Origin of the sequence: Halomonas sp. McD50-4 (assembly GCF_022348135.1) — a bacterium.
GTDB classification, from domain to species: Bacteria; Pseudomonadota; Gammaproteobacteria; order Pseudomonadales; family Halomonadaceae; genus Vreelandella; species Vreelandella piezotolerans.
On sequence record NZ_JAKRFG010000001.1, the window covers coordinates 214178 to 231015 of the forward strand.

Annotated in this window: 12 protein-coding genes, 1 tRNA gene and 1 other RNA gene; 7 read left to right on the forward strand and 7 right to left on the reverse strand. The window is 57.7% G+C overall.

Features of this window, described 5'->3' with window-relative positions; translation table 11 throughout:
- Positions 1 to 27: 27 nt before the first annotated feature.
- A complete protein-coding gene (gene mntR, locus MHM85_RS01055; protein ID WP_139527368.1) occupies positions 28 to 507 on the forward strand; it encodes a manganese-binding transcriptional regulator MntR in 480 nt (159 codons plus the stop codon).
- A 19-nt stretch (positions 508 to 526) separates the two neighbouring features.
- Here mntR and MHM85_RS01060 read toward each other — a convergent pair whose 3' ends face one another.
- The 4 genes from MHM85_RS01060 to MHM85_RS01075 all read right to left on the reverse strand — a co-directional run bounded on the left by MHM85_RS01060 (position 527) and on the right by MHM85_RS01075 (position 3508).
- The gene (locus tag MHM85_RS01060; RefSeq protein WP_239283492.1) at positions 527 to 1204 is read right to left on the reverse strand and encodes an RES family NAD+ phosphorylase; all 678 of its coding nucleotides are present in this window, start codon (positions 1202 to 1204) and stop codon (positions 527 to 529) included.
- Between the two features lie 11 nt (positions 1205 to 1215).
- The gene (locus MHM85_RS01065; RefSeq protein ID WP_139527366.1) at positions 1216 to 1614 is read right to left on the reverse strand and encodes an antitoxin Xre-like helix-turn-helix domain-containing protein; all 399 of its coding nucleotides are present in this window, start codon (positions 1612 to 1614) and stop codon (positions 1216 to 1218) included.
- 93 nt (positions 1615 to 1707) lie between these two features.
- On the reverse strand, positions 1708 to 2490 hold the full coding sequence (locus MHM85_RS01070) for a DUF3750 domain-containing protein (protein WP_239283493.1): 783 nt from the start codon (positions 2488 to 2490) through the stop codon (positions 1708 to 1710).
- 58 nt (positions 2491 to 2548) lie between these two features.
- Positions 2549 to 3508 (reverse strand): AraC family transcriptional regulator, encoded by a 960-nt coding sequence (locus MHM85_RS01075; protein ID WP_239283494.1) that lies wholly within the window; start codon positions 3506 to 3508, stop codon positions 2549 to 2551.
- A 544-nt stretch (positions 3509 to 4052) separates the two neighbouring features.
- Between MHM85_RS01075 and MHM85_RS01080 the strand changes: the two genes are divergently transcribed.
- Both MHM85_RS01080 and MHM85_RS01085 read left to right on the forward strand, forming a co-directional pair.
- A complete protein-coding gene (locus MHM85_RS01080; protein WP_239283495.1) occupies positions 4053 to 5108 on the forward strand; it encodes an efflux RND transporter periplasmic adaptor subunit in 1056 nt (351 codons plus the stop codon).
- 6 nt (positions 5109 to 5114) lie between these two features.
- Complete coding sequence (locus tag MHM85_RS01085; protein ID WP_239283496.1) at positions 5115 to 8306, forward strand: multidrug efflux RND transporter permease subunit; 3192 nt, start codon at positions 5115 to 5117, stop codon at positions 8304 to 8306.
- Between the two features lie 207 nt (positions 8307 to 8513).
- On the opposite strand, the gene ffs is transcribed toward MHM85_RS01085, so the two are convergent.
- The 3 genes from ffs to MHM85_RS01100 form a co-directional block, all read right to left on the reverse strand.
- Positions 8514 to 8610: signal recognition particle sRNA small type (gene ffs / locus MHM85_RS01090), an RNA gene on the reverse strand.
- A 44-nt stretch (positions 8611 to 8654) separates the two neighbouring features.
- Positions 8655 to 8731, reverse strand: a tRNA-Met gene (locus tag MHM85_RS01095).
- Positions 8732 to 8835: 104 nt separating this feature from the next.
- Positions 8836 to 9768: a choline ABC transporter substrate-binding protein gene (locus tag MHM85_RS01100; protein WP_153843724.1), complete on the reverse strand. Its 933-nt coding sequence runs from the start codon at positions 9766 to 9768 to the stop codon at positions 8836 to 8838.
- A 194-nt stretch (positions 9769 to 9962) separates the two neighbouring features.
- Here MHM85_RS01100 and betI point away from each other — a divergent pair, with 194 nt between their 5' ends.
- From betI to MHM85_RS01120, 4 genes are all read left to right on the forward strand, one after another.
- Positions 9963 to 10586: a transcriptional regulator BetI gene (gene betI / locus MHM85_RS01105; protein ID WP_194928586.1), complete on the forward strand. Its 624-nt coding sequence runs from the start codon at positions 9963 to 9965 to the stop codon at positions 10584 to 10586.
- Positions 10587 to 10596: 10 nt separating this feature from the next.
- A complete protein-coding gene (gene betB, locus MHM85_RS01110; RefSeq protein WP_239283497.1) occupies positions 10597 to 12066 on the forward strand; it encodes a betaine-aldehyde dehydrogenase in 1470 nt (489 codons plus the stop codon).
- 55 nt (positions 12067 to 12121) lie between these two features.
- Positions 12122 to 13798, forward strand: coding sequence for a choline dehydrogenase (betA, locus tag MHM85_RS01115; RefSeq protein ID WP_239283514.1), 1677 nt, complete (start codon positions 12122 to 12124; stop codon positions 13796 to 13798).
- Positions 13799 to 14004: 206 nt separating this feature from the next.
- A complete protein-coding gene (locus tag MHM85_RS01120; RefSeq protein ID WP_239283516.1) occupies positions 14005 to 16491 on the forward strand; it encodes an acyl-CoA dehydrogenase in 2487 nt (828 codons plus the stop codon).
- The last annotated feature ends 347 nt before the right edge of the window (positions 16492 to 16838 follow it).

The following is a 16838-nucleotide window of genomic DNA, read 5'->3' on the forward strand; positions in this document are numbered from 1 at the left end:
TTCCACTAACTTTGATAACCTTTGCCAATGAGTGATCACCAACAGCGGCGCACCTCACCCCCCTCTGGACACAGTGGTGATGCACTACCGCCTGTGGAACAGCACGCCCAGCAATACGAAGCCGTGCGCAATGCCCACGAAACGGAGCTCATCGAAGACTACGTCGAATTGATTGGCGACCTGATTCGTCATCGCGGTGAGGCGCGCGCGGCCGACATTGCTAACCGAATGGCCGTTAGTCAAGCGACGGTATCGAAAATGATCCGTCGATTGAACGAGTTAGGTCTGGTGACCAGCAAGCCATATCGCTCGCTGTTTTTGACCGACGAAGGTCAAAAAATGGCGGAAACGTCTCGTGCTCGTCACGATATCGTGCTGCATTTCTTGCGAGCGTTAGGCGTGGACGACAGCACTGCCCGCATCGACGCAGAAGGCATGGAACACCATGTCAGCGATGAGACGCTCACGATCATGCAGCGCTTTACTGACCAGCAGCAAAATAACTGAACCTCTTTTCCGCACGCCGCTATGGCTGGGTGACACGTAGATGATTCACCTGGGTGATGGCGCCGCTCCAGATCATCTCCAAATGGGTGGTCTGGATGATGTCCGTCACATGACGCGGCGTCATGAGCGCCCAACAGTGGGCACCGGGTCGACGGACCGAGCGGTAACGGAGACCGTTTAGCGTACGTCGGACGTCTGTACCGAAGGGCTGAGACGCCGTGTAATGATCGGGGGCGTAGACAAGATGATCGCTCGGCAGCGTCAGCGCATCGCCTATCGATACCTCCTTGAAGACGCCTCTCAACCCCCGAAAAACGAACCGCTCATAGCGAAGACCTGGCACGCGCCGCCAGTACGTTTGCTGATGATGTTTGACCTCCGCAATCGCAGTCTCTAGCGTATCGGCAAAATACAGCACGCCAAAACTGCCATCGCTGAAACGTGACCCTTCGGGATTGATGTGCGTAAAGGGCGCCACGGCATACGAGCAGCCACGAATACCGAAAGGAATCTGGTCGAGCGGCAGCAGCGCCAAGTCCCCCACCTCGTTTTGCAACCGCGGGTTGGTGAGCGACTGAAGCGCATGGAGAGCGGCGAACTCGTCAGGGCCTGCCACGTCATCGAACAAATCGATGGGCGGGAATTTACTGTTCACCAACCGATAGCCGGTGACGTCACGGGCTGGCAGTACGGGCAAATCAGCCGCCTTTACCACTGCCCACCCCGCAGGCTGTCGATGCGTTTATAGGTTTCGTAAAGCGCGGCAAAGTCCCCCGTGCCCATAATGGCCAGCGGTGTGCGACCATTGAAAAAGGGGTTGTGATTGACCATGTTCACGAACCCATACAGGTTGTCCGGGTTATCGAAGATCATACGCAGTGCCGCGTGGATGTTCAGCACATAGCTGATACGCGTAAGCTGGTCACTATCTAACTTGATCGCTGCCAGATCGCCGCGCCGAGCACGAGCGTAGGTACTGTGAGAGACGCGCAGAATCGCCTCGCCTTGCTCTCCAGAGGCTCGCCACTTCTCGAGAATACGTACCGCGGCTTTCAACCCCACCGCAGCCGCTGACTTATCATGGGCAAACTCTTGCGCTGTTTGCATGGCTCTTCCCAGCTTAATGTCTACAAACACCATTTTAGAACAAAAGTGCCTAGAAAGACATATGCACGTCTACTCAAGACTGGCAACGCCATATCACTGCGCTGACGACGATGCGTTACTGCTTCCCGCCACCTTGGCAGGCATACCCAGTCGACCAATGCCAGGCAGTTTGAGAGCGGGGCGCATAATATCGATACCGACACTCATGCCCAGCAGGTTGAGCTCGATGCCCTCCTCCAGCGCTAGCATGATGCCCAACACGCCTCCCAGCGAGAGCTGATACCCCGTCCCGCTGGGCACACGGGCGACGACGCCATTGAACAGATAGTCTTTCCCCACGGCGGTCGTGGGTAGCGCCACATCGAAACCATCGACCTCGCGGATCACCCAAGCAATGAAGCTGTTGCTATTGGGTCCTGGCCAAACTCGGTACAGATCGGCTTGCGGATAGCGCGCTACGGCGTCTTGTATATGGGGGATCAAATCGGCAGCCTCCGCGCCGCGATAGTCAGCAAGCAGCTCAGGCGGGTGTCCAAACCAGGCTCGGTCAGGCGTATCGATGGAGGAGACGACCGTTGGGCGTCGCCAGCTCAACACTTGATGCAGTTGATACTCCCGCGCCCCCTCTGCTTTGGTCGCAATCCAAATATGCACACCAAAGGCGCCGCGCCAGCTATAGGCACGGGCCGCATAGACCTGTACGACAGCATCTTGGACGCGATCCGGAGAGGGGGCCAACCCTGCAGACGAACGATCGAGATTCGACCAGTGCCCATCGGTAATGACCTGTTGACTGGCCAATATCCACACCGGGCCTGCCAGCAATAAGACCAACAAGGCCGTCATGGCAGCCAGCCAGCGCAGTACGGTTTTCATGAAACTATCCAGATGAGAGAGGGAAATCCACTGCAGCAACTACCCATGACGCTATTGTTCAGGCGGGCTGCGACTCTGCGTATGCCCTTCGCAACTGGCTGACGTCGGCGCGTGGTGGTGCGCCAAACATGCGGCTATATTCGCGGCTGAAGTGGGAAGGGCTTTCATAGCCTACCCGGTAGCTTGCAGTGGCTGCCTCGAGCCCCTCCGCCAGCATCAGCCGTCGCGCCTCGTGTAGACGCAGCTTCTTTTGGAACTGCAGGGGCGACATGCGTGTCACTTGACGAAAGCTATGATAAAGCGTCGATTCGCTCATGTTAACGGTCGCTGCCAATTCGCGGATCTTAAGCGGCTGGGCATAGTGCTCTTTAAGCGTGTCAATCACTTGCGCAATCCGATTAGCCTGGGAGTCTGAGGCAGCAAACCGACGCATGTGCGGGCCCATGGCACCCGTTAATGCTCGGTAGATTAACTCTCGTCGCGCTAGCGGCGAAAGCACCTGAATATCTTCCGGTGAGTCGAGTAGACTTAACAAACGATAGAGCGCGCCCTGCATCAGGGGATCCATGTACGCCGACGTTAACCCGCAGTCCATCTCAGGACAGATAGCATCACGCCCCCCATTTGGAGCCCTATCCCCTAACTCTAGTATTAGTCCCGCCACCTCCTGGGGGTCCACCGAGACCTTTACTGCTAGGAAAGGTCTTTCTGGTGAAGCATGGTCAATCCTGCCCACCACCGGTAAATGAACGGCGCTCGCCATGTAGCTGGGGCCGGTGTAGATGATCTCCTTGTCACCCAGCAATACGGTTTTGCTGCCCTGAATAACGAAGCACAGGCACGGCTCATAGACGGCACAGTGAAAACTACTAGGGGCATCAGTGCGCACCAGTTGGACTTCGGCAATCGCCGTGTCTTGAAGGGCTTCCAGCGGCGACCAACGGCGGACGACCTGGCTCAATTGCGGTAACAAGCTGTCGCTGCACTGGGCAATCTGTTCGGGCGCGATAACGGTCACGGGATTTCCTCCTTAATAATTTGCAGTATATGCCCTCTCCTGAAGAACCGAAGGCTTTTCGGTTGGTTTTGCAGAATTAGGCAAGTACACCGTCGAAACCGACAATTCGCACTCAGTGTCATCAGGTTGTCATCTTTCCTTTGCACCGAGACACGTCGTTATTTCGCCTCCACCGGCTTCTTTGTGCTTTCACTCACTGCGACAGAATTAGGCAATCTTTCCGCAGGAACCTGATACCTCTCACGATCCCCGATCCCCTATGTTAGCTCGTATCCAATCAGTGCTTAGGGTCTCTGGTCGAATCTGGCGCTACTGAACCAACGACATGACTGCCAACGTGCCCTCCAAAAGCATAACGAAAGCCGCTACTGGTTGCCGGTAGCCAAGGGAGCAAACCCTCATGAGAAGTTTTTCTCGAAGAGTCCGCCTTGAACGTAGTCGGGCTGTCATACCGTTTTTACTCATCATGGTCTTACTCGCTGGATGCGAGGCTCAGAGCGATGAGGCAGCCGCCCCCTCGCAGCCGCCACCCGAGGTTGACGTAGTGGAAGTGGTAACTCAGCCGATGGTGTTGAGCGAGTCATTCACTGGGCGGGTAGAAGCCGCCGAAACGGTGGAGTTGAGAGCTCGGGTTAGCGGCTATATCCAAGAGGTGGCCTTTGTAGAGGGCGACCTGGTCGAACAGGGAGAGTTACTGTTTCTCATCGATCCACGTCCCTACCAAGCCCGCGTGAGCGCGGCCCAAGCGGATCTTGCACAAGCCAGGAGCCAATTGGCTCAGGCCAGCAGCGAGGCCGAGCGTGCCAGGGTGTTACTGGGGCGTCAGGCCATTTCCCAAGAGGTGCATGATCAGCGCCAATCGGCTCTGAATAATAACCGCGCTATGGTGGCTGCTGCCGAAGCTGCGCTGCAGACCGCCGAGCTTGACCTCGCGTATACACGCATAACGGCTCCGATTAGTGGACGCGTCGGACGGGCGATGGTAACTCGCGGCAACCTAGCCAATGCCGACCAGAGCCTGTTGACCACGCTGGTGAGTATTGATCCGGTACACGTTTACTTTGATGCAGACGAGCAAGCTGCATTTGCCAGCCGTGCACTCTTAAGCAATGAGGTGTCAAATCACTTGGCCATCGAACTGGGCGGCGACCCGCAACGGCAGTACACGGGCACCCTAGACTTTATCGACAATCGCTTAAATCCCAATACGGGCACCTTACAATTCCGGGCGGTGCTGGCCAATCCAGATGGCCGCATTCGGCCTGGAGAGTTTGCAAGGGTCGAAATGCCGGTTGCTCGCTTAGAGCAAGCCTTACTGATAGACCGTAAGGCAGTGCTGACTAATCAAGATCGCCGCTACGTCTATGTCGTCAATGAGCATAACCTAGCAGAACAGCGACAGGTCACCACAGGAAGGCAGGTAGCAGAACGTACCGTCATCATCGATGGGCTTCAAGCAGGTGATCGAGTGATCGTCAATGGTGTACAAAAAGTGTTCTTCCCCGGTATGGAAGTGAGCCCCAAAAGCGTAGCGACCGCACCGGTGGCTAACATCCGTGCTTCCAATGAGCCCCCCGCCATTGCGGCCAGGGAAGAGTAAATCGCCATGAATTTCTCCCGTTTTTTCGTGGACCGTCCGATTTTTGCGGCCGTGCTATCGATCATCATTCTGGCGGTGGGGCTGATCTCCATTCCCAATCTACCGATAAGCGAGTACCCGGATGTCGTGCCGCCCTCAGTGGTGGTGAGAACCGTTTACCCCGGTGCCAATCCGCAGGAGATTGCCGAGACCGTAGCGACGCCGCTGGAGGAAGCCATCAATGGCGTTGAGGACATGATGTACCTCAAGTCTGTTGTAGGCTCTGATGGCGTACTGCAAATGACCGTCACCTTCCGTCCCGGCACCGATGCTGAACAGGCGGCGGTTCGCGTGCAGAACCGCGTTAGCCAGGCAGAGGCTAGGTTGCCGGAAGCCGTACGTCGTCAAGGCGTCACTACCCAAAAACAATCGCCAACGTTTTTGATGGTCGTTCATCTAACCTCACCTAGCGGTGAGTACGACACCCTTTATCTGCGCAACTATGTTCGACTGAATGTACGCGACCGACTCGCCCGGCTCGATGGGATAGGGGATGCGCAAATCTTCGGTGGCGGAGATTACGCCATGCGCGCATGGCTGGATCCAGACCGAATAGCCGCCCGAGGCCTGACGGCCAGCGATGTCGTTGGGGCCATGCGCGAGCAGAACGTGCAGGTCTCTGCCGGGCAGTTGGGCGCCGAACCCATCGCGAATAGCGATTTTCTCACTCTGATCAACGCCCGCGGGCGGTTGGAAACGGTGGAAGAGTTTGGTGACATCGTACTTAGTCGTGGTGACAGCGGCGAAATACTGAGGCTGGCGGATGTGGCCCGGCTGGAAATGGGTGCCGGGGACTATACGCTGCGCTCGCAGCTAGACGGCAATAACGCGGTAGGAGTGGGTATATTCCAGGCACCGGGTGCCAATGCGCTGGAGATTCGCGAGCAGGTGATTGCCACCATGGAGGAGCTGTCCGAGCAGTTCCCAGAAGGTGTCGAGTACGAAGCCGTCTACGACACCACGATCTTTGTGAATGATTCTATAAAGTCGGTGATCGCCACCCTACTGGAAGCCGTACTGCTGGTGGTGCTGGTCGTCACGCTGTTCTTGCAAACATGGCGAGCTTCTATCATTCCATTGCTGGCGGTACCGGTCTCGGTGATCGGCACCTTTGGCGCGCTCTACCTGCTGGGCTACTCCATCAACACGCTGACACTGTTTGGCCTGGTGTTGGCCATCGGTATCGTGGTGGACGACGCCATCGTGGTGGTGGAAAACGTCGAGCGCAATATCGAAGAGGGCTTAAAGCCACAGGCCGCCGCTCATCAGGCCATGCGGGAAGTCTCTGGCCCTATCATTGCCGTAGGCCTGGTACTGTGCGCAGTGTTTATCCCCATGGCTTTCCTGTCTGGGGTGACCGGTCAGTTCTATCGACAGTTCGCGGTGACGATTGCCATCTCCACGGTGATCTCCACCATCAACTCCCTGACGCTCTCTCCCGCGCTGGCGGCGATGCTACTCAAGCCCCATAACGCGCCCAAAGATCGCCTCACCCGTGTGATAGATACCCTGTTCGGCTGGATTTTCCGTCCTTTCAACCGTTTCTTTAATGCCAGCTCCAACAAGTACCAGAGCAGCGTGGCCCGCTCCCTAAAGCATCGTGGCGCGGTGTTCGTAATTTACGCCCTACTTCTATTAGGCACCGGCGTGATGTTCAAAGCAGTGCCGCCTGGCTTCATTCCAGTGCAAGACAAGCTTTACCTGATTGCTGGTGTCATCCTGCCGGAAGGGGCGTCGCTGGAGCGAACCGACGAGATGCTTCAGGACGTGGTGGATATTGCCATGGAGACCGAAGGCGTGGAGCACGCCATTGCCTTTCCCGGCCTGAACGCGCTGCAGTTCACCAACACCTCCAACACCGGGGTGGCCTTTCTGACCCTCAGCGCCTTTGATGAGCGAAGTCTTAGCGCCGCGGAGATAAACGCCCGCATCAACCAGGGCATTGGTGGTTTGAAAGAGGGGTTTGCGTTTTCTTTCATGCCACCACCGATTCTTGGCTTGGGCAATGGATCGGGGTTCCAGCTATTCATTGAGGATCGCGGCAATCTTGGCTACGGGGCGCTGCAGCAGGCGGTCAATCAACTCCAGGGCGCGATTGCGCAAACACCGGGGATGGGCTTTCCGATCAGCAGCTATCAATCCAACGTACCGCAGTTGGATGCCGAGGTGGACCGGCTGAGAGCCAAGGCCCAGGGCGTGCCGTTGACCGAACTGTTCGATACCCTGCAGACCTATCTTGGCTCGACCTACGTGAATGACTTCAACCGCTTTGGCCGCACCTGGCAGGTAATCGCCCAGGCAGACGCTCCTTACCGCACCAGCGTGGAAGATATTGCCCGACTGCGTACCCGTAATGATCAGGGAGAAATGGTGCCTATCGGTACGATGGTGGATATCAGGCAAACCTTCGGCCCGGATCCGGTGTTGCGTTACAACGGCTACCCAGCGGCGGACTTGGCCGGCGAATTTGATCCCCGCGACCTCTCCTCTGCCCAAGCAATGGAGACTATTAACGCCCTGGCGGAAGAAGTGTTACCACCAGGCATGGCGCTTGAATGGACCGACTTGAGCTACCAGCAATCCACCCAGGGTAATGCGGCCATGATCGTCTTCCCGCTGTCGATCCTACTGGTATTTTTGGTGTTGGCCGCGCTTTACGAGAGTTGGACGCTACCACTCGCCGTCATTCTGATTGTACCCATGTCGATGCTGGCCGCGCTGATCGGCGTATGGTTTGGCAGTGGCGATAACAACGTCTTCGTACAGGTAGGGCTGGTCGTGCTGATTGGCCTGGCGTGTAAAAACGCCATACTGATCGTAGAGTTCGCCCGCGAGTTGGAACTGCAGGGCAAGAGCATCGTGGAAGCCGCCCTGGAAGCCTGCCGACTACGGTTGCGGCCGATCATCATGACCTCGATTGCTTTCACGGCAGCAGTTTTACCGTCGGTGATCGCTACCGGCGCAGGCGCCGAGGTACGCGCAGCACTTGGCACGGCGGTGTTTGCGGGCATGATCGGCGTCACTCTGTTTGGCCTGTTCTTGACACCGGTGTTTTACGTGTCACTGCGTAAACTCTCGGGATCGCGCCCGCTCGTCAGCCATCACGGCGCTTCGTTGGGTGGCCCCGCCCTTCCCTCCAACCAACTCCACACGGAGTGATAACGAGGGTTGCCAATCAGCACATGCCAAGAGCGAGGGTGCTTTCCAGAAGCGCCCTCGCCATTCCATGACTGGCACTTTTACCGGACAGATGACATTGCCCACATTCCGACGATGCGATCATGAGCAATCAGTAGACTTAACAGGCGGTAAAGAATTAGGACGAAGGGTAATTGTCTGGAAAGTAGAACTCAGAAATGGAGGCGGCCCCAAAAGCCACATCCCGGCACACGCAGCCACCACTACCGTTGCTCCCTTCCGGGCCTGGCGGGGTTCGCAGTTTAGCGTTGCGGGAGGACCTAAGGGGCCACCATAATAGTATGCGTTTGAATGCATACTGACGCTGATTGGTGGCTACGCCCTGATTTGAACAGGGGACCCCATCATTATGAGTGATGTGCTCTAACCAACTGAGCTACGTAGCCTTTTCGACATCAGCGGGTGCAGAGTATGCCTATATTAGCGTCAAAAGGCAAGCCGAAACGGCCTGCCTTTTTTTCATCGTGCGATTCACTAATCGCAAACGGGCTTACAGCGCTGCTTTGACAACAGGCAGTGCCTCTTCACCTTCACGCGTGGTCACGCCTTCTAACCAAGCCTCGAGTACTTCCGGGTGATCATTGAGATACGTACGCGCCGCTTCGCGAGGTTCGACACCCTCGTCCATGATGGCGCTCATCAACTGGTTTTCCATCTCCAGCGTGAACGTCATGTTGCTCAGCAACTCACCGATGTTCGGGCAAGACTCGACGAAACCAGCGCGGGTATTGGTATAGACCGTCGCGCCACCGAGATTGGGGCCAAAGTAGTCGTCTGCGTCAGACAGGTACGCCATCTGGTAATTGGTGTTCATGGGGTGCGGCTCCCAACCCAGGAACACCATCCACTTCTCATTGGGAACCCGCGCACTCAGCTCAGCCAGCATGCCCGCCTCGCTGGAGTCGATCACCTGCCAATCACCTAGCCCGTAGGCATCATCATCGATCATTTGCTGAATGAGTTCGTTGCCGTCATTGCCCGCCTCGATGCCGTGAATGCGCTGCTCGAACCGATCGGCATGCTCGGCTAGATCATTCACCGAGGTCACGCCCGCGTCGTATACGTACTGCGGCACTGCCAGGGTGTACTTGGCCCCTTCGAGGTTGGCCGTTAGACGTTCGACCTCGCCACGCTCGATGTAGGGGTCACTGATGGAGGCCATGGAGGGCATCCAGTTACCCAAGAAGACGTCGAAATCGTCATTACGCATGCCGGCGTAGGCAATGGGCACCGAGACCGTATCGACACGGGGTTCATAGCCTAGCGCTACCAGTACTTCGCTGGCCAAGGCCGTCGTGGCGGTGATATCGGTCCAGCCCACCTCGGCAAAACGAACGCTACTACACTCATTGGCAGCAGCCGTCATCGGCAGGCAGGCGGTCACGAACAGAGCACTCAAGTGGCGTTTGGTTAACTGTTTCATCCGTCGTCTTTCCTCGTTATCCGTTATGTTGAAACGCCCTCTACGGCGAGCAATGCAGAGGCGAGAAACTATTCGATACACTTTTATTGATTGAACGTTCAATAAAAAAATGCCATCATGGTTAGGTAATCATGCCTACTCCTTCATTTCAAGGTGAGGAGCCAATGGGCATTCAACGTCATTAGGAGATAGCTGTGCCAAAGGTGGGAATGGAACCAATACGCCGCCAGCAGTTAATCAAGGCAACGATGGCGGCCATTGACGAAATGGGTCTTGCCGAGGCGACGGTCATGCGTATCGCCCGTCATGCGGGAGTTTCCGCTGGCATCATTAGCCACTACTTCGGCGGCAAGGATGGCTTGCTGGAAGCCACGATGCGGCAAATTTTGACCGATCTCAGCGATGCCGTTGCGGCGCGACGCCGTGCACTAGAAGATGACTCTCCCCGCGCCCATATTGGTGCCATTATCGAGGGTAACTTCGACAGGACTCAGGTCACCGGGCCTGCCGCGAAGACGTGGCTTGCCTTCTGGGCAAGCAGCATGCACAAGCCAGTGTTGCAACGTCTTCAGTACGTCAACGACCGCCGCCTATACACCAATCTTTGCCACCAGTTTCATCGCGTCATGCCCCGAGCCGATGCCCGCAACGCCGCCCGTGGCTTGGCCGCCATGATCGATGGCTTGTGGCTGCGCGGTGCACTGACGCCCGAAGGCTTGAATGCCGACGAGGCACGGCATCTTGCGCACACCTATCTCGACCAGTTACTGACACATTACGGATGCTTTCAAGATGCATCCACTGCCGAACTTTATTAAGGAGATCGACATGGCCGCTCAAGACGTACAGCCCCTCTACATCGATGGTCGCCCGGTTGATGCCACCTCCGGCGAAACGTTTACCGTGACCAATCCTTATGATGGCAGCCTGCTGGCCACCATTGGTCAAGCAAGCCAAGCCGATGTCGATAGCGCCGTTCAGGCCGCACAGCGTGGCCAGCGCGAGTGGGCCGCCATGACCGGCATGGAGCGCTCGCGCATCCTGCTACGCGCCGTGGCACTTCTGCGCGAACGCAACGATGAGCTCGCCGAGCTGGAAACCCGCAATACCGGTAAACCCATCAGCGAAACCGCCAGCGTCGATATCGTGACCGGTGCCGATGCCCTGGAGTACTACGCAGGCCTTGCCCCCGCCATCGAGGGCCACCAGATTCCTCTGCGCGACAGCTCGTTCGTGTATACCCGCCGCGAACCGCTAGGTGTGATCGGCGCCATTGGTGCCTGGAACTACCCGATTCAAATCGCCTGCTGGAAAGCGGCTCCGGCGCTGGCAGCGGGTAACGCCATCGTCTTCAAGCCCAGCGAAGTGACGCCGCTGACGGCGATGAAGCTTGCCAACATTTTAACCGAAGCAGGCCTACCGAACGGCGTGTTCAACGTGGTACAGGGCGATGGTCGCGTCGGCGCCATGCTGACCGAGCACGAGGGCATTGCCAAAGTCTCGTTCACGGGGGAAGTCGGCACGGGTAAGAAGGTCATGGCCGCTGCCGGTGGTTCCACGCTAAAAGACGTGACGATGGAACTCGGCGGTAAATCTCCGCTGATCGTGTTTGCCGACGCGGATCTTGATCGCGCAGCCGATGCCGCCATGATGGCGAACTTCTACTCTAGCGGCCAAATCTGCACCAACGGTACCCGCGTGTTCGTCGAGCGCAGCGTCAAAGAGGCGTTCGAAGCCAAGTTGGTCGAGCGTGTAGCGCGTATCAAAGCGGGCGACCCGATGGATCCGAGCGTCAATTTCGGTCCGCTTGTCAGCTTCGAGCATCAGGAAAAAGTGCTCTCCTATATCGCACTGGGCAAAGAGCAAGGCGCACGCGTGCTGGTCGGGGGCGACGCATGGAACAGCGGCGAATGGGCCAAAGGCGCTTGGGCGGCCCCCACGGTATTCACCGACTGCACCGACGAGATGCGTATCGTCAAAGAGGAGATCTTTGGCCCGGTAATGTCAGTACTGGCCTTCGACGACGAAGAGGAAGTCATCCGTCGCGCCAACGACACCAAATACGGCCTGGCCGCCGGCGTCTTCAGCGAAAGCCTGAACCGCGCGCACCGTGTGATTCACCAGTTAGAAGCCGGCATCTGCTGGGTCAATACGTGGGGTGAATCTCCGTCTGAAATGCCGGTGGGTGGCTACAAAGAGTCCGGTATTGGCCGTGAAAACGGAGTGGAAACGCTCAATCACTACACGCAAACCAAGTCCGTGCAGATCGAGATGGGGCCGTTCGAGTCGGTGTTTTAAAGGCTAAACCCAGCTTTCGTACACCGAACTCCCCCTTCTGGATGAGAGAACCGCTATGTCTCAAGCAACTGAGTTTGATTACATTATCATCGGCGCCGGTTCAGCAGGTAACGTGCTGGCCACGCGTCTGACCGAAGACAGCGATGTCAGCGTGCTGCTGCTGGAGGCCGGCGGCCCCGACTACCGCTTCGATTTTCGCACTCAAATGCCCGCGGCGCTGGCTTACCCGCTGCAGGGCAAGCGTTATAACTGGGCGTTCGAAACCGACCCTGAACCTAATATGGACAATCGCCGTATGGAGTGCGGGCGTGGCAAAGGCCTAGGCGGCTCCTCGCTGATCAACGGTATGTGCTACATCCGCGGCAATGCGCTTGATTACGACCACTGGGCCAAACAGCCCGGTTTGGAGGAGTGGGATTATTTAAGCTGCCTGCCCTACTTCAAAAAGAGCGAAACCCGCGATATCGGCCCGAACGACTACCACGGTGGCGACGGGCCCGTCAGCGTGACCACGCCCAAAGCGGGCAATAACCCGCTTTACCGCACCTTTATCGAGGCGGGCAAGCAAGCCGGTTATCCAGAAACCGAGGACGTCAACGGCTACCAACAAGAGGGCTTCGGCCCGATGGACCGCTTCGTAACGCCGAAGGGCCGCCGCGCCTCCACCGCTCGCGGCTACCTGGACACGGCCAAACAGCGCAGTAACCTGACCATCGAAACCCGCGCCGTCACCGATGTGATCGAATTCGATGGTAAGCGCGCCGTCGGCGTCCGCTACGAGCAGAAAGGCCAGCCCAAGCAGGCTCGCGCGCGTCGCGAAGTGCTGCTGTGCGGTGGTGCGATTGCCTCCCCGCAAATTCTCCAGCGCTCCGGCGTGGGTAACCCTGAGTGGCTGAAAGAGCTGGGCATTCCCGTCGTACATGAACTGCCCGGCGTCGGCGAAAACCTGCAAGACCATCTGGAAATGTACATTCAGTACGAGTGCAAAGAGCCCATTTCGCTCTACCCGGCGCTGAAGTGGTACAACCAGCCAAAAATCGGTGCAGAGTGGCTGTTCAAAGGCACCGGTGTGGGCGCCAGCAACCAGTTCGAGTCCTGTGGCTTCATTCGTAGCCGCGATGACGAGGAGTGGCCTAACCTGCAGTACCACTTCCTGCCCATTGCCATCAGCTACAACGGTAAAAGTGCCGTCGACGCACACGGTTTCCAAGCCCACGTGGGCTCCATGCGCTCTGAGAGCCGTGGACGCATTCGTCTTACGTCGAAAGACCCCCATGCAGCACCGAGCATTCTGTTCAACTACATGGCCAAAGAGAAGGATTGGGAAGAGTTCCGCGACGCGATTCGCCTAACTCGCGAGATCATCGCCCAGCCCGCCTTCGACCGATACCGAGGCCGGGAAATTGCCCCAGGCCCGGACGTGCAGAGCGACGAAGAGCTCGACAATTTCGTCAAGCAGCACGCCGAAACTGCTTATCACCCCTGCGGCAGCTGCCGCATGGGCGAAGATGACATGGCGGTGACCGATGCCCAAGGCCGTGTACATGGGCTCGAAGGACTGCGCGTGGTGGATGCATCACTATTTCCGGTCATTCCAACCGGCAACCTGAATGCTCCCACCATCATGCTGGCCGAAAAAATCGCCGACCGTATTCGTGGTCGCGAGCCCCTGCCCCGTGCCAGCGTAGATTACTACGTCGCCAACGGCGCGCCTGCCAAACAGGCATCGTAGTCTGAGACGAGTTCGGGCTTATCGACCCGCTGCGTCAAAACGCCATGGCCTCGCGCCATGGCGTTTTTTTATGCCCTAACTGCGCTACATTGAAGATATAAAGCGAACGTATGACGGTGAAAGGCTTGCACTAAGCATCATGACTCTGCGAATATTCAAACATACGTTTAAATACGTTCATCGATAACCACCCACGGAGAACACCCATGCTCACCTTACTCCTCATCGTGCTTGCCGCTGCCGGCTTGCTCGTGGTGATGCGTCGCGAGGCAGGGGCCACCCCTGCGCTTGCTCTGTTAGGCGTACTGGGCTTAGCCGGCCTGGTACTCGGCGCCCCAATCGTGGGCACACTGCTGTTGATTGGCGCTGCGGCAGTGGCCGTTGCAGGCCTACCTGCACTGCGTCGCCAATGGTTGACGCCGCGCATCTTTGCCACCTTCAAAAAAGTCGCTCCCAAAGTATCGGCGACCGAGCGTACCGCCTTGGAAGCGGGCAGCGTCTCTTGGGACGGCGAACTCTTCTCGGGTAAACCCCAATGGCAATCGCTGCTCGACTTCAAAGACGGCGGCTTGAGTGATGAAGAGCAGGCGTTTCTAGACAACCAGTGCGCCAAAGCTGCCGGCATGTGCAACGCTTGGGAGATTGCCCGTGAGCGCGCCGATCTGCCCCAGGAGTTGTGGGATTACCTGAAGAAAGAGGGCTTCTTCGGCATGATCATTCCGAAGGAGTACGGCGGCCTGGGGTTCTCGGCCAAAGCGCAGTCCATGGTGCTGCAAAAGCTCTCCGCCAACGAAACGTTGATGGTCACCGTAGGCGTGCCCAACTCTCTGGGCCCGGGCGAACTGCTGCTGAAGTACGGCACCCAAGCGCAGAAAGACCACTATCTGCCGCGCCTGGCCGATGGTCGTGAAATTCCCTGTTTTGGCCTTACCGGCCCCCGTGCAGGCTCCGATGCGACCTCGCTGCCGGATACCGGCGTGGTGTGCAAGCAGGTCATCGATGGCGAGGAAGTGATCGGCGTTCGTCTGAATTTCGAGAAACGCTGGATCACCCTGGCGCCCATCGCCACCGTGGTTGGCTTGGCGTTCCGCTTGTTCGACCCGGACAACCTGCTGGGCGATGAGGAAGACCGTGGTATTACCCTGGCGCTAATTCCCCGCGACACCCAAGGCATGGACATCGGTCGTCGCCATCACCCCATCGGTAGCCCGTTCATGAACGGCCCGATCAAGGGAAAAGACGTGTTCGTACCGCTGGAAACCATCATCGGCGGCCCGGATATGATCGGCCAAGGCTGGCGTATGCTGGTCGAGTGCCTGTCGATTGGTCGCTGTATCACGCTACCCTCCGGCGCAACGGGCACCGCGCGCTACGCGCTGGGCTGGAGCGGCGGTTTCACCCGCGTGCGTCGTCAGTTCAACGTGCCGGTGGCCGAGATGGAAGGCGTGCAAGAGCCGTTGGCACGTATGGCGTCGCTGGCCTACATTTCGGCGGCCACGGTGTACCAAACCGCTAACCTGATCGACCACGGCGAGAAACCAGCGGTCCCCTCTGCCATCCTGAAAAGCCAGCTGACCGAATTCCAGCGCGTGCTGCTGAGCGATGCGATGGACGTTCACGGTGGTAAAGCGGTCACGCTTGGCCCGCGCAACTACCTGGGCATTGGCTATAGCGCCAACCCGGTCGCCATCACCGTGGAAGGCGCGAACATCATGACCCGCAACCTGATGATCTTTGGCCAGGGGGCTATTCGCTGCCACCCTTACGTGCTTGAAGAGCTGGCCGCCAAAGACGCCAATGACGTCAAAGCCTTCGACAAAGCCTTCTTCGGGCATGCGGGCTTGATCTTTGGCAACGCGGCGCGCGCTTTCACCCTGGGGCTAGGCATGGGCAAGCCGAGCGTACCGTTCAGCGGCCCCGCTGCTGGCTACGCCCAGGATATCGCACGCCTCTCAGCCGGCTTTGGCCTGTGTGCAGATGCCGCCATGGCCAGCCTAGGCTCTGCGCTGAAAAAACGCGAAATGCTCTCGGCACGACTGGGCGACATTCTCTCCAACCTCTATCTGGCATCCATGGTGCTCAAGCAGTGGCACACCGGCAACAAGGTAGAAGGCGAAGAAGCGCTGCTGCACTACAGCCTGCAGTTCCTGCTCAACCGCGCTGAACAGGCGTTTGTCGAGATCTTCGACAACCTGCCCAACCGCGCCCTGGGCAAGGTGCTAAAAGTGGTTGTCATGCCGACGGGCCGCCGTTGGAACAAACCCCATGACGACCTGGCGCGGGATATTGCCCAGCGGGTATCGACTCATAGCGCGCTGCGCAGCAAGCTGCTTTCGAACACCTGGGACAAAGACGACGGTGCGGTGAGCAATCCGCTGGCAAGCTATAACGCTCTGCTGGGTGATTACGACCGCGCCGAATCGATCTACCGCACGGTTAACAAAGCCTACGCCAAAGGGGAACTGCCACACACCGCGCTGCACCCCGAAGCACGTGTGGAAGCCGCGTTGGAGAAAGGCTTGATCAACGAAGAGGACGCTGCCTTCATGCGCACGTTCGAAGCCGAAGTACTGGAAATGCTGACCGTCGATGACTTCGCTTACGACGCCTTTGCCAACGACAAGTCGACATTGATCGACCACAACGCAACATCGGCCAAGGCGTCACCATCGGCAGAAACCAGCGTCAAATAACACGACCCTCATCTAGCGAGACCCTCGACCGGCCCTTTTGGGGCCGGTTTTTTTTGCGCGGACGTCATGTTCTAAAACGAAGCAAACGAACATGAAAGCACTCAAAAGCCATTGCCGAACGCTCAGCTGTCGATTCAACGAGTCAAAAAAGCACCATTCGGGCTCTTTCTACGCCTAAAAGCGAATACAAACGGCCATCAAAAGCGTTGCAAGTTCGAAAATGATCAACTAGCCTTTCGTTAATGAAAATATCGCCTGGGTAGGTTGTCTGATAATAAACGGTCAACAAACATGACCAACCACCCATCCCGCGATCAGCGCGCTGCGCAACTATCGACGATACCACC

Bases quoted from the DNA above. Each gene is read 5' to 3' on its own strand.
- MHM85_RS01065 (WP_139527366.1), bottom strand. From the start codon at position 1,614: ATGCAAACAGCGCAAGAGTTTGCCCATGATAAGTCAGCGGCTGCGGTG.
- mntR (WP_139527368.1), top strand. From the start codon at position 28: ATGAGTGATCACCAACAGCGGCGCACCTCACCCCCCTCTGGACACAGT.
- MHM85_RS01070 (WP_239283493.1), bottom strand. From the start codon at position 2,490: ATGAAAACCGTACTGCGCTGGCTGGCTGCCATGACGGCCTTGTTGGTC.
- MHM85_RS01120 (WP_239283516.1), top strand. From the start codon at position 14,005: ATGCTCACCTTACTCCTCATCGTGCTTGCCGCTGCCGGCTTGCTCGTG.
- MHM85_RS01100 (WP_153843724.1), bottom strand. From the start codon at position 9,768: ATGAAACAGTTAACCAAACGCCACTTGAGTGCTCTGTTCGTGACCGCC.
- betB (WP_239283497.1), top strand. From the start codon at position 10,597: ATGGCCGCTCAAGACGTACAGCCCCTCTACATCGATGGTCGCCCGGTT.
- betA (WP_239283514.1), top strand. From the start codon at position 12,122: ATGTCTCAAGCAACTGAGTTTGATTACATTATCATCGGCGCCGGTTCA.
- MHM85_RS01085 (WP_239283496.1), top strand. From the start codon at position 5,115: ATGAATTTCTCCCGTTTTTTCGTGGACCGTCCGATTTTTGCGGCCGTG.